14 protein-coding genes are annotated in these 12,961 nt (G+C 65.3%); 9 read left to right on the top strand and 5 right to left on the bottom strand.

Features of this window, described 5'->3' with window-relative positions; all coding sequences use genetic code 11:
- The first annotated feature begins 96 nt into the window (after nucleotides 1-96).
- The gene (locus ACR64R_RS16405) at nucleotides 97-1,740 is read left to right on the top strand and encodes an MFS transporter (RefSeq protein WP_487357390.1); all 1,644 of its coding nucleotides are present in this window, start codon (nucleotides 97-99) and stop codon (nucleotides 1,738-1,740) included.
- 108 nt (nucleotides 1,741-1,848) lie between these two features.
- On the opposite strand, the gene ACR64R_RS16410 is transcribed toward ACR64R_RS16405, so the two are convergent.
- From ACR64R_RS16410 to ACR64R_RS16425, 4 genes are all read right to left on the bottom strand, one after another.
- Nucleotides 1,849-3,234, bottom strand: a complete 1,386-nt coding sequence (locus ACR64R_RS16410; RefSeq protein WP_487357391.1) for an NAD(P)/FAD-dependent oxidoreductase — start codon at nucleotides 3,232-3,234, stop codon at nucleotides 1,849-1,851.
- Nucleotides 3,235-3,286: 52 nt separating this feature from the next.
- Entirely contained in the window at nucleotides 3,287-5,068 is a 1,782-nt protein-coding gene (locus ACR64R_RS16415) for a chloride channel protein (RefSeq protein ID WP_487357392.1), read from the bottom strand.
- A gap of 155 nt (nucleotides 5,069-5,223) precedes the next feature.
- Nucleotides 5,224-5,733 carry a cupin domain-containing protein gene (locus ACR64R_RS16420; protein ID WP_487357393.1) on the bottom strand — a complete coding sequence of 170 codons (510 nt, stop codon included), beginning with the start codon at nucleotides 5,731-5,733 and terminating at the stop codon, nucleotides 5,224-5,226.
- A 17-nt stretch (nucleotides 5,734-5,750) separates the two neighbouring features.
- Complete coding sequence (locus tag ACR64R_RS16425) at nucleotides 5,751-6,479, bottom strand: NAD-dependent epimerase/dehydratase family protein (RefSeq protein WP_487357394.1); 729 nt, start codon at nucleotides 6,477-6,479, stop codon at nucleotides 5,751-5,753.
- 62 nt (nucleotides 6,480-6,541) lie between these two features.
- Here ACR64R_RS16425 and ACR64R_RS16430 point away from each other — a divergent pair, with 62 nt between their 5' ends.
- Entirely contained in the window at nucleotides 6,542-7,015 is a 474-nt protein-coding gene (locus ACR64R_RS16430) for a MarR family winged helix-turn-helix transcriptional regulator (protein WP_487357395.1), read from the top strand.
- 12 nt (nucleotides 7,016-7,027) lie between these two features.
- Here ACR64R_RS16430 and ACR64R_RS16435 read toward each other — a convergent pair whose 3' ends face one another.
- A complete protein-coding gene (locus tag ACR64R_RS16435) occupies nucleotides 7,028-7,327 on the bottom strand; it encodes a putative quinol monooxygenase (protein WP_487357396.1) in 300 nt (99 codons plus the stop codon).
- Between the two features lie 120 nt (nucleotides 7,328-7,447).
- Here ACR64R_RS16435 and flhA point away from each other — a divergent pair, with 120 nt between their 5' ends.
- From flhA to ACR64R_RS16470, 7 genes are all read left to right on the top strand, one after another.
- Nucleotides 7,448-9,535, top strand: a complete 2,088-nt coding sequence (flhA, locus tag ACR64R_RS16440; RefSeq protein WP_487357397.1) for a flagellar biosynthesis protein FlhA — start codon at nucleotides 7,448-7,450, stop codon at nucleotides 9,533-9,535.
- Entirely contained in the window at nucleotides 9,532-10,284 is a 753-nt protein-coding gene (gene fliR, locus ACR64R_RS16445) for a flagellar biosynthetic protein FliR (protein WP_487357398.1), read from the top strand. Before flhA ends, fliR begins: the two co-directional genes overlap by 4 nt.
- A gap of 5 nt (nucleotides 10,285-10,289) precedes the next feature.
- On the top strand, nucleotides 10,290-10,679 hold the full coding sequence (locus ACR64R_RS16450; protein ID WP_487357399.1) for a hypothetical protein: 390 nt from the start codon (nucleotides 10,290-10,292) through the stop codon (nucleotides 10,677-10,679).
- A 174-nt stretch (nucleotides 10,680-10,853) separates the two neighbouring features.
- Nucleotides 10,854-11,423, top strand: coding sequence for a rod-binding protein (locus ACR64R_RS16455; protein WP_487357400.1), 570 nt, complete (start codon nucleotides 10,854-10,856; stop codon nucleotides 11,421-11,423).
- Between the two features lie 8 nt (nucleotides 11,424-11,431).
- Nucleotides 11,432-11,851: a hypothetical protein gene (locus ACR64R_RS16460; protein WP_487357401.1), complete on the top strand. Its 420-nt coding sequence runs from the start codon at nucleotides 11,432-11,434 to the stop codon at nucleotides 11,849-11,851.
- Between the two features lie 31 nt (nucleotides 11,852-11,882).
- On the top strand, nucleotides 11,883-12,413 hold the full coding sequence (locus ACR64R_RS16465; protein ID WP_487357402.1) for a hypothetical protein: 531 nt from the start codon (nucleotides 11,883-11,885) through the stop codon (nucleotides 12,411-12,413).
- A gap of 192 nt (nucleotides 12,414-12,605) precedes the next feature.
- Entirely contained in the window at nucleotides 12,606-12,890 is a 285-nt protein-coding gene (locus ACR64R_RS16470; protein ID WP_040990022.1) for an SCP2 sterol-binding domain-containing protein, read from the top strand.
- Nucleotides 12,891-12,961: the final 71 nt, after the last annotated feature.

Here is a 12,961-nt window from a genome sequence, read left to right on the forward strand (position 1 = left end):
TTTCGCCTTTGCCATCCTATTGTTGGGTCGCATCTTTGGCGAGTTGCCGGCCCGTTCGGGCGCGGCAAGCCTTGTGCAGCGGACAAAGGCGCAACCATGATCGACGACGAGCCGGAAAGCGAACGCGTCTCCGCGCTGGCGCCGTTCCGGCACGGCATCTTCCGCGCCGTCTGGGCGGCCAGCCTGGTGTCGAATTTTGGCGGCCTGATCCAGGGCGTGGGCGCCGCCTGGATGATGACCACGATCGCCACCTCGTCCTATCAGGTGGCGCTGGTCCAGGCCTCGACCACCTTGCCGATCATGCTGTTCGCGCTCGTTGCCGGCGCCATCGCGGACAGCTTCAACCGCCGCAAGGTGATGCTGGTCGCGCAGACCTTCATGCTGGTCGTCTCGGCGCTGCTGACCTTGTTCACCTGGCAAGGCTGGATGACGCCGTGGACGCTGCTTGCCTTCACCTTCCTGATCGACAGCGGCACGGCGCTGAACAGCCCGTCATGGCAGGCTTCGGTCGGCGACATGGTGCCCCGCGCCAAGGTGCCGGCGGCGGTCGCGCTCAATTCGCTGGGCTTCAACATCACCCGCAGCGTTGGCCCGGCCATTGGCGGCGTCATCGTCGCGGCGGCCGGCGCCGCGGCCGCCTTCGCCGCCAATGCCGTCAGCTATATCGGCCTGATCGTCGTGCTCGCCCGCTGGAAGCCGGCGCTGTCCGATCAGACCCTGCCGCGCGAGTCGCTGGGCGCGGCGATGGGCGCTGGCCTGCGCTATGTCGCCATGTCGCCCAACATCGCCAAGGTGCTGGTCCGCGGCTCGGCCTTCGGCTTCAGCGCCGGCGCGGTGCTGGCACTGTTGCCGCTGGTGGCGCGCGATGTCGTCAAGGGCGATGCGCTGACCTATGGCATCATGCTCGGCGCCTTCGGCATCGGCGCGGTCGGCGGCGCGCTGATCAGCGTGCGGCTCAGGCAGTTGCTGTCCAGCGAGGCGATGGTGCGCATGGCGTTTGCCGGCTTCGCGCTTTGCGCCTTCAACGCCGCCATCAGCCACAATGCCTGGCAGACGTCGGCGGGCCTTCTTATCGGAGGCGGCTGCTGGGTGATCGCGCTGTCGCACTTCAACGTTACCGTGCAGATGTCGACGCCGCGCTGGGTGGTCGGCCGCGTACTTTCGATCTACCAGACGGCGACCTTCGGCGGCATTGCGCTGGGCAGCTGGATATGGGGTGTCGTCGCCGACGCGCATGGCGCGGAGACCGCGCTGATCGCGGCGGCAATCGCGATGCTCGCCGGCGGCGCCATCGGCTTCGTGCTGCCGCTGCCGCGCCAGACAGTGCTCAACCTCGATCCGCTCAACCGCTTCAAGGAGCCAATGCTGGCGCTCGACCTGAAGCCGCGCAGCGGCCCGATCGCCATCATGATCGAATACATCATTCGCGAGGATGACGTGCCGGAATTCCTGGCGACCATGGCCGAGCGCGGCCGCATCCGCCGCCGGGACGGCGCCCGCAACTGGACGCTCGCGCGGGATCTCGAGAATCCGTCCGTTTGGATCGAGCATTACCACACGCCGACCTGGGTCGAGTACATCCGCCACAACCGGCGCGCCACCCATGCCGACGCCGTGGTCGGCGAACGCATCCGCGCGCTGCACAGCGGCGAGAACCCCCCGCGGGTGCGCCGCATGATCGAGCGGCCGACCACCGCCGGCACGACGCTCGTCTCCCCCAAAGGACCGATCGATCATTGACGGCATGTCGCCGAAAGCGCGCGGCGCTTCAGGCGAGCGGCCGGGCGTGCGTTCCCGGATGGCGACAACGATGCTCCGTCCGGCTATCGATCACACCGGTCTCCACAATCAGTGGCCTGTGATGCTGTCGGCCAGGGCCGCAAGCTTCGAGGTGTGCGCGAGCCCGGCCGCCTCGCGGTTATCGGCAATCCGATAGAGCTGGTACATCGAGTGGACGCCCAGCCAGCGGAACGGCTCCGGCTCCCACGGCCGCACCTTGCGATTGACCCAGGGCAACCGCGTGAGTTCGCTATCTTGGCCGAGCACGAGATCGGTCAGCGTGCGCCCGGAGAGGTTCGAGCTCGACACGCCGAGCCCGACATAGCCTCCGGCCCAACCGATACGCGTTTTGGGATCGAGGCCGACCGTCGTGCACCAGTCGCGCGGCACGCCAAGCACGCCGCACCAGGCATGGTCGATGCGGCATCCGGCGGTTTGCGGCAGGAGCGTCGTCAGGATTGCATGCAATTGGTCGATCGTCGCCTGCTGCGTCTGCCCGTTGACGTCGGTGCGCGAGCCATAACGGTAGGGCACGCCGCGCCCGCCCATGGTGATGCGCCCCTCGCGCGTGCGCTGGGCATAGCAATAGGCATGCGCGGCATTGCCGAGCAGTTCATGCCCCTCCCAGCCAATCTTGTGCCAGAGCTCTTCCGTCAGCGGCTCGGTGACGATCTGCGCGCTGTTGAGCGCCAGCCAGGTCCGCTCTTCTCCGGGGATGCCGGCGGTGAACCCTTCCGTGGCGCGGATGATGGTCTCGGCTCGCACCGTGCCGCGGTTCGTGCTCACGGCGCCCTTGGCAATGCCGGTCACCGTTGTCTTCTCGTAGATCGAAACCCCAAGATGCTCGACCGCCGCGGCCAGCCCGCGCACCAGCTTGGCGGGCTGCACGCGCGCCTGGCCGTGAATGACGAACCCGCCCAAGACATTCTTGATGTTGATGCGCGCCCGCGTCGCCTCGGCGTCGAGCGGCTCGATACGTTGGGGATCGGCATCCCAGGAGCGGATCGTCTCGCATTCCTCGCGCACACGCTCCAACTGCGCTGGATTGGTGGCCACCGTCAGATTGTCGACCCGGCGGATATCCGCGTCGATGCCCTCTTCCGTCGCAACCCGGATCACCTCATCGACGCAGCCGGCCATCGCCTTCTGCATCGCGGTGACGCCTTGCCGCGTTGACGTCTTCAGGTACTTCTCACGCGACCAGCCGAAGCCGCCCGACAGCCAGCCGCCATTGCGCCCCGATGCGCCGAATCCGGCGAACTCCCGTTCCAGCAGCACAATGCGCAGCGATGGCTTCGCCTTCTTCAGGTAATAGGCGGTCCACAGCCCGGTATAGCCGGCGCCAACGATAGCGACATCCGCCTCGATGTCGCCCGGCAAGGGCGGTCGCGGCGTGGGGATGGCACCCAGATCCGCATACCAGAACGAGATATCGCCGTTGCGCTTGACTTGCATGGGCTGGCTTCCGGGAGTGGTGAGCGTGTTATTGGCCGGGCTGGCGATCGGGTCAACCTTCGCCGGCCAGATCCCGCCGCGCCTTGTCGAGTTCCTCGGCGTAGCGGCGCATCAGATGGCTTTCCGTGAGCAGGCCGAGAACGATGCGCTCGTCGAAGTCCTCGACCACCGCCAGTTCTTCGGCCCCGGTGCGCTGAAAAGTCTCGGCGGCGGTCTGCACGTTCATCGAGGGCACGAGCACCGCGTCCTTGAACCGGGCGAGCGCGCTTACCGGCGTGGCGCCGTCGGAAAGGTCGCTGTGCAGTTCCGGCACCAGCAGCATGCCGACATATTGGTCTTCATGCTCGACGGCGATGACGCGCTGGGCGGAGCCGAGTGGGATCTCCCTGCGGAACTCTGAGAGCGTGGTCGAGGAGGGGATGGTGCGGACATCCTTGCGCATCATCGAGCCGACGGTGAGGCTGCGCATCCAGCCGACGTCATGGGCGCTGCGAATCGTCTCGCCGCGGAGGTGGAAACGCCAGGTCGAGAACGAGTAGCCGAAGGTCTCGCGCACCAGGATCGCCGACATGATCGAGGCGGCCAGAACCACGCCGGTGAGGGTCAGGTCGCGTGTGGATTCCAGCGCCAGGAACGTCATGGTCAGCGGGCCGCCGACGACGCCGACCGCAAGCGAGGTCATGCCGACGACTGCGGCGACCGCCGGATCGATGCCGACGGATGGCGCGGTCAGCGCCATGACGCCGGCAAACACCTTGCCCAGCAAGGCTCCGAGGAACAGCGAGGCGAAGAACAGGCCGCCGCGGAAGCCGGAGCCGAGCGAGATGGCGGAGGCGGCCAGCTTCATCACGAAGACGCTCGCCACCACCGGCAGCGCGTAGTTCATGGCGAACTCGCGGTGCAGCGCGCCATGGCCGCTGGAGAGCACCTGCGGCGTGACCAGCCCGAGCAGGCCGACGAAGATGCCGCCGATAAAGGGCCGGACCGACGCATCTATCGACAGACGCACGAAAATTCGCTCGACAATGCTCACCAGATGCATAATCGCGATCGAGGCTGCCCCGCCGAGCAGTCCGAGCAGCATGAACGGCACGTATTCGCTGGCCGTCAGATTCGGCAGACCTGACAGTTCCAGCGGGAACGGCACGCCGCCGAACATTTCCGCGGTCAGCGAAGCGGCGATGGCCGCCGTCATCACCGGCGCCACATTGGCGACGGAGTAGATGCCGATGACCAGCTCGAACCCGTAGAAGGCGCCGGTCAACGGCGCGTCGAAGGCGGCGGCGATCGCGCCGGCCGCGCCGCAGCCGACCAGGATGCGGACGTCGTTGCGGCGCAAATGGAAGGCGCGTGCCAGCCGCGAGGCGAAACCCGAGCCGATCTGCGTATAGCCGGCTTCCAGTCCGACCGATGCGCCGAAGCCGCTGGAAATCATCGTCTGCGCCACGATGATGAAAGTGTCGGTGAGCGACATGCGCCCGCCATAGAGCGCGTTGGCCTCGATCGGGTCGACCGGCGTGCGGAACTTGCGCTTCCGCAGCCAGATGACGGAAAGGCCGAGCAGCAGGCCGCCGATGGCCGGGAACATCGCCTGCACCGGATCGGCGAGCGAGAACATCGCCGAAAGCCGGCCGCCCGGCTGCACGTCGAAAAGCAGGTAATGCATGCCTTGAACCAGCGCGCTCATGCCGGTGACCAGCGCGCCCGCGATGACGCCGACCATGCCGGCCATCAGCACGATCACGATGCCGCGCGCCTCGAGCACGGGAATCGAGCTGATCAGCACCGCGCGAAGCCGCCGGGCGTAAACTTGCGGATCGTTTCTGGCAGGCAACGGAGGGCTCGCCGTGTGCGAAAGATTAAAACTGCCGTGCCTGATACGCGCGGCGGCTCTGCGTGGCAATCGCAATGCCGACCGCTTGTGGCGCCATTTTGGCGTTACACAAATTAGCCTTAAGCAAGATTTGGCGCGAGACCAAGGATATAGACTTAGTCAGGTACAGGGATAGTGAGGCGTCCGCACTCGTCCTCCGCGACGAAGACCGCCAGCAGCTCGGCCGGCTCGGAGGCGCTGGCGTTCTCGGCGAAAGAATGGATGGCGCCCGGCGCCTCGAACCAGGTCTGGCCCTCTGTGTAAGTGATGGCAGGCCCTCCTTCCATCTGCGAACGCAGCGCCCCCTTGATGACGAAGGCCGTGACGGAGCCGGGATGGCGATGTCGCGGCGTATAGGCATTGGGCGGGAATTCGACCAGCGCCGTGGTGATCGAATGCCCAGGCACATTCGGCAGCTTTTCGCAGGAGAGCGGCTTCACCGTGGTGGTCGGTCGCACCGTCGCGCCCTCCCCGGCATCGGCCCCCATCATGTGAACATGCGCACCGATTCCGCCCGTCATTGTGGCTGCCCTGTTGCTCGGGACTGCGGCCATGCCAAGCAGCCCCCCAGCAATGGCGGCCACGCCGACCAGCGCAAGGCCGCGTGAGGAAACGTCTTCGATCATGACGGCAACTCCCTCGCTTACTCGGCCAGGCGAAAGCCGGCGTGCCAGCCGAGCTCGTGGACGGCCCTATCGGTTGTGATATGACCGTTCGGCTCGGCGACATTGAAGGCGCCTTGCGTTCCACGCTCGACGGCAAGGAGCGCCGCGTAAGCGGCGGCGTCGACATGCACCGCCGGATCCGCCGCGGCTTGCGCGCCGGTGCCTGGGCCATAGAGATGGCCATAGCGCAGCACGATGCCGGTCATTGGCGAGGCGCCGAGCACGTGCTTCTCCAGCGCGATGACGCCGCCGACGCTGACAGCCCGGCCGCCTTCAGCGCCACTGTCGAGCGGATCTGTCTCGGCATGCGGCTCGGGTCCCGGCGCGTAGGCCCAGGCTATGCTTTGGGCGATCAGCCGCCTCGCCGCGGTCGCCTTCGCCGCCTCGACGAGGTTGCGGGTTCCTTCATCGCGGATGCGGGCGTTGCGAGCGATTGCCTCGGTCATCTTCGACGGATCGAGCCCGGCCGGCAGGTCCGTGAGCTGATGGATGACGATCTCCGGCTTTGCCGCCAAGACAGCCGCGCGCAACCCGTTCGCATCGAACACATCGACCACCACAGGATCAGCGCCGAGCGCGCGAAGGTCTTCGGCTTTTGCCATCTGGCGCGTCGTCGCCGTCACCTCATATCCGGCCGCCACAAGCTGCGGCACCAGCCGGCGGCCGATCGCGCCCGAGGCGCCCGCAAGAAAAACACGATAGCCCATCGTCTTTGGCTCCCAGTTGAGGTAATATCAGTGTACGAACAACATATAAGAGCTCTGATATTATGCGCAAGGGGAATCCATCCATACCGACCGTCGGTGAGGGCAAGCGAGGCGAGGAAGGTTATCTCGGCTATCTGCTGCGCCAGGCGGCCGGCGCCTACCGCCTGAAGGTGGAGCGAGCGCTGGATGAGTTCGGCGTGACGCAGGCGCAGTTCGCGGCTCTCACCATGATCTCGGCCTATCCCGGCCTGTCCAATGCCGATCTGGCCCGACTGGCCGTGCTGACGCCGCAGACGGTGAGCGTGATCGTCGGCAATCTGGAGAAGGCCGGGTCTCTCGTGCGTCGGCCGCATGCAGTCCACGGCCGCATCCAGCATCTCGACCTCTCGGACAGCGGCCGCGCCCTGCTGAAGAAATGCCGGGAACGTGTCTACAAGCTTGAGGGCGATCTCACCGCCGGTCTCTCCGGCGAGCAAGAACGCACCGTGCGGCGCTGGCTGGTCGCCGTCGCGACCGCGGATGCGACTGAGACTTGAAAGTGGACGCTGTCAGGTCGGCGCGCCGCCATCCGTTGTATAAAGCGTGAGCTTGCGGTCGCCGATTTCGAGGTTCGCCCAGCTCGCTCGCCAGTCAGCGATATGCGCCGACTTGAAATGCGCTTCGAGCGCGGCACGGTCGCTCCAGGCTTCCGAGATATGGATGAGCCCGGCATCCAGCACATCCTGCGCGTAGGAATAGCCGAGGCAGCCCGGCTCGACGCGGCTCGCCTGGATCATGCGTTGCATCACGGGCTTTGCCTGTTCGAGCCTATCCGGCGGCAGCCGGATCGTGCCGATGACCAAGAGCATCTGCCTTCCTTTCACAAGACCGTGGCAAGATCGCTAGCCACTCTCCCACCTTCGCGCAAGCTTGGAAGGTTACGGTCGAAGGACTGCCCTGCGCGCGGCAGCTGTTGACTTGGGAACGAGATGGCGATCAGCGAAACACTACCGTCCGGCATGGTGGCGAAGAACGGCCGCGACGTGTTCTTCGCGCTGGGCATCGTCTTCATATTGGCTGTGCTGTTCCTGCCGATCCCGGCCTTCCTCATCGATATCGGCCTTGCCTTCTCGATCGCGCTTTCGGTGCTGATCCTGATGGTGGCGCTGTGGATCCAGCGGCCGCTCGACTTCTCGTCCTTCCCGACCGTGCTGCTGATTGCCACGATGCTGCGGCTGTCGCTCAACATCGCCACCACGCGCATGATCCTGTCGCACGGCAATGAGGGCACGCATGCCGCAGGATACGTTATCTCGGGCTTCTCCAAGCTGGTGATGTCGAGCGACTTCGTCATCGGTCTCATCGTCTTCATGATCCTGATCGTGGTGAACTTCATCGTCATCACCAAGGGCGCCACCCGCATCGCCGAAGTCGGCGCACGCTTTACCCTCGATGCCATCCCCGGCAAGCAGATGTCGATCGACGCCGACCTCTCAGCCGGCATGATCGACGACAAGACGGCGCAGCTGCGCCGCCGCGAACTGGAGGAGGAATCCTCTTTCTTCGGCTCGATGGACGGCGCCTCGAAATTCGTGCGCGGCGACGCCATCGCGGGCCTGATCATCACCGCCATCAACATCGTCGGCGGCATCGCCATCGGCTACCTTCGCCACGGCATGGGTCTCGGCCAGGCTGCCGACGTCTTCATCAAGCTGTCGGTGGGCGACGGTCTCGTCACACAGATCCCGGCGCTTATCGTCTCGCTCGCCGCCGGCATGCTCGTCTCCAAGGGCGGCACGCGCGGCTCGGCCAACCAGGCGGTGTTCGGCCAGCTCGGCGCGCATCCGCGCGCGCTCTATGTCGCCGCCTCGCTGCTCGTCATCCTCGGCCTGATGCCCGGCCTGCCGCTCTTCCCTTTCTTCGCGCTCGCTGGCGGCATGGCCGGCCTCGGCTACATCATCCCGCTGCGCCACAACCGCGCCCTTGTCGCCGCCGAAGCCTTGAAGACGCAAGAGAAAGCGAACAAGGTCGAGGAGGAGAAGAACTCGGTAAAGGCCTCACTTGTCACCGCCGAGATCGAGCTTCTGATCGGCAAGCAGCTTTCGACCAGGCTGATGGTGGCGCACCAGGAACTGGTGTTCCGCATGTCGAAGATGCGCAAGAAATTCGCCCAGCAATACGGCTTCGTGGTGCCGGAAGTGCGCGTCGCCGACGACTTCGCCATCCCGCCGAAGAGCTACCAGATCAAGGTGCACGGCACGGTGGTCGCCGAATACCAGATGCGCGTCGGCGAGATCATGGTGCTGCTCGGCACGCGCGGCGTGCCTGAAATTCCAGGCGAGGAAATCCGCGAGCCGGCCTTCGGCATGCGCGCCTATTCCGTGCTGGAAACTTTCGCTGAGGATCTCAAGCGCGAGAACTACACCTTCGCCGACAACATGTCGGTGCTGCTCACACACCTTTCCGAGGTGATCCGCAACAACCTGCCGCAGCTTCTGTCCTACAAGGACATGAAGGCGCTGCTTGAGCGGCTCGACCCGGAATACCGCAAGCTCGCCGACGAGATCTGCACGTCGCATATCTCCTATCCCGGCCTGCAAGCGGTGCTGAAGCTGCTGCTTGCCGAGCGCGTCTCGATCCGCAACCTGCATCTGATCATCGAGGCGATCGCCGAGATCGCGCCGCATGTGCGCCGCACCGAGCAGATCGTCGAGCATGTGCGCATTCGTATGGCGCAGCAGATCTGCGGCGACCTGTCCGAAGGTGGCACGCTCAAGGTGCTGCGCCTCGGCAACCGATGGGACCTCGCCTTCCACCAAAGCCTCAAGCGCGACGCCAAGGGCGAGGTGCGCGAGTTCGACATCGACCCGCGCCAGCTCGAGGAATTCGGCCAGGACGCCACCAAGGCGATCCGCAAGCACCTCGAGGCGGGCGAGCGCTTCGTGCTCGTGACCGCGCCAGACGCGCGTCCCTATGTGCGCATGATCATCGAGCGGCTGTTCACGACGCTTCCCGTTCTCAGCCATGTCGAGATCGCCAAGGGCGTCGAGATCAAGGTGCTCGGGACCATCTCGTGAACGCGCTCTCGCAAGGCGTCGTCATCGCCGCCTTCCTCGCCTTCTGCCGCATCGGCGCCTGCTTCATGCTGATGCCGGGCCTGTCCAGCGCCCGCGTGCCGCTGCAGATCAGGCTGTTCGTGTCGGTGGCGGCGACCGGCGGCTTGCTCGCTTTCCTGTGGGATCGCATCTACCCATTCGTCGATCCGCGCCCGCAGGTCCTGGCGCCGATGATCGTCTCCGAGCTGCTGGTCGGGGGTCTGATCGGCGCCATGACCAGGCTCTACATGGAGGCGCTGCGCTTCATGGGCTCGGCCATCGCCATGCTGATCGGCTATGGCGGCTCTGGCGGGCCGGCGATCGAGGAGCCGGAACCGCAGGCAGCCCTTGCCGCCCTCATCTCGTTCTCGGCGCTGCTTTTGCTCTTCGTCTTCGACTTCGACCACGAGATCGTCAAGGCGCTGGTCGCCTCCTACCAGGTTGCCCCGGTCAACGTGTTCTTCAACCCGCAGGCGGCGCTGGTCGACGTCACCGACACGGTATCGGACGCCTTCTTCCTGGTCGTGCGGCTGGGCAGCCCTTTCGTCGCCTATGCCATCCTGGTCAATCTGACGATCGGCTTCGTCAACAAGCTGACACCGCAGATCCCCGTCTACTTCATCTCGCTGCCCTTCGTCATCGCCGGCGGCATGATCATCTTCTATTTCGCGGTCGGCACCTTCCTGTCGCTGTTCGTCGACGGATTCGTCGACCTGACGTTGGCGAGATAGGTGCCATGACCACGCGGAAAGATCGCCTGAAGAAACTGGTCAAGGTGCAGGAGCAGTTGAAGGCGCTGCACGAGACCCGCCATGCCGGGTTCCTCGCGGTCGCGGCCAGGGCGGAGTCGGAGGCCAGGGAACTGATCGAGCGTTTCGACACCGACAGTTCGCTGGCAGGCCTTTTCCCGGCGCTTTACCACCGCCGCATCACCGACGCGCTTGGCCGGCAGAGACAGAACCTGGAAGATGCCAAGCAGGAAGCCGCGCTGATCGCCACCGCGACGGCGCGCACCAACATGGTCGAGCGCGCTTACAGGGACGTCCGCCGTCGCGACGAGCGCGAGCGTTCCGACCGCGAACGGCTCGATCTCATTTCCCAGAGAAAAGACCAGGGCGAAGGGTAGCGGCCGCCGGTCGAGATTATGAGGTCAGCTATCTATGCTGGCCTCATGCAAGTCGGCAGGAGGCGCTTCGCCGGCTACGGACGAGGGTCCCCGTCGGACCTCGGTTCGCGCAAGCCTGCCACAAGCTTGTTCAGTCATTGTGCGGGTGACAAAACCGGCAAAGGGCGGACTTTCTTGGCCATTTCCCCACCCAGCGACATCGTCATGGACGTTGCCCGCGCAGCGGAGCCGGCGGACGTGGAGGCCGCGCGCGCGGCGCTCGCGAGAAGGGCGAACGGCGCCGCCGCACCCTTCGCTCTCGATCCATCCGCGACGGTCGACGCCGGCTCCGTGCTCTCGCGCGCCGCGGCCGACAAGGCGGAAGCCTCCAATCCGGCAAAGAAGTTCCAGCGCTTCGAGGCGATGGTGCTGACGACCTTCATCCAGAACATGATGCCCAAGGACACCGAAGGCGTCTACGGCAAGGGCCTGGCCGGCGACATGTGGAAGTCGCAGCTCGCCGAAAAGGTCGCCGATGTGATGGCCGCGCATGGCGGCATCGGCATCGCCAAATCCATGCTCGCCGATCATTATCTGGACGGCAAGCAGAAGGTCCCGGTCGGCCCCGTTGCCGGCGGACCCCGGAAGGCCGAGATCGACCAGCAGACCCGGCTTTCGACCTCGATGCTCGAGGAGCTTGAGCGCAAAGCCGCGCGGTCGATGACCGGCGACGACACGACCATAAAAACGGACATCAATATCTAGGGATCTACATGGCCGACCAAACGGATCTTTCCAACCTTCTCGCGCGGACCAACGCGATGGAAGCGCCCGCCGCGGCACGACCCGGCAACCTCGCCGCCATCATCGGCCGCATCGAGGAAGTCGTGGACGAGGAGACCGCCGGCATCCGTAGCGGAACGGCCTATGACCTCAAATCCTCGAACGCGCGCAAGAGCCGTTATCTCTACGAGTTGAACCGGGCGCTCAAGGGCGCCAACGAGATCGAATTCCTCGAGCAGCATCGCGAAGGTCTGCTGCGGCTACGCCAGAAGCTGGCGAAGAACGAGGCGGCGATCCTCGCTCATCTCAACGCCGTCAACGAGGTCGCCACGCTCCTGAGGAACGCCATCCAGCGCGCCGATGCCGACGGGACCTATTCGGTCGGCGAGTTCCAAATGGCGCGAGCCTGACAGGGATGATCGAGGCGCAAGGGCAGACCCGGTGATAAAATTCATCGCCGCCGCTTTGTGGATCTGCGCCGCCACGCTTGGCGCGGTCTTCTTTTCCTTCCAGGCGGCCAGCGAGCGCGGCGCGGCCGAACCGCCGAAGCCGATGCTGGGCGGCCTCGACTACGTCAAGACCGACACGATCTCGGTGCCGCTGCTGCGCGAGGGCAGGATCGACGGCTATTTCCTCACCAGGCTCGTCTACACGGTGGAACCGGAACAGATGAAGAAGCTGTCGGTCCCGGCGCAGGCGCTGATAACCGACCAGGTCTATTCCTACCTCTATTCCAATCCGCAGATCGATTTCACCAAGAAGGATTCGATCGATCTGGACGCTTTCCGCAAAGCGATCCGCGACACAATCAACACCCGCATCGGCGTCGATCTGGTGCACGAGGTGCTGATCGACCAGGTGAACTTCCTCTCCAAGGACGATATACGCGACAACGCGCTTCGCCGGCGCAGGAATGCTGGCGAGACCGCGGCGGCGATGACCAAGCCCTTCCAGGCGGCGCCGGAGCATTGACGGCCTGGTCGCCGTCCGGCGGAGCGATGGCACGGCTCTCCAAGCGATATGACGCAGGCTGACCGCGTTGACGTTAACGTCAACTCGAAGCTATATGCCGGTGACAGACGGCCGCGCGGGCGCGGCGCGTCTACCTCGCCCAGCGGCTCGACAGGCCGGTGCGCGTCAACGCAACCAACGAGGAGAACCGCCATGGGCGTTCAGGAGATTGCCGACAAGATCAAGTCGCGCGTGGCAAGCGCAGGCTTCGAGCATTCGGTCAAGTTCGACACCGGCAGCGACGGCGTCATCGTCATCGACGGCGCGACTGTCTCGACCACCGACGCGCCGACCGACTGCACGATCAAGCTCTCGCTCGACGATCTGGATTCGCTGATTGCCGGCGACCTCAACCCGACCATGGCCTTCATGGCGGGCAAGCTCAAGGTCGAAGGCGACATGACGGTCGCCATGGCGCTGAGCCAACTGCTCGGCTGATCATTCGCAGAAAACGACGCCGCCCATCGGCGGCGTCGTCTTTTTGTCGAACAGCAGGCGCTCAGGCGACC

The sequence above is a fragment of the Mesorhizobium sp. MC2-1-1 genome (genome assembly GCF_057597255.1).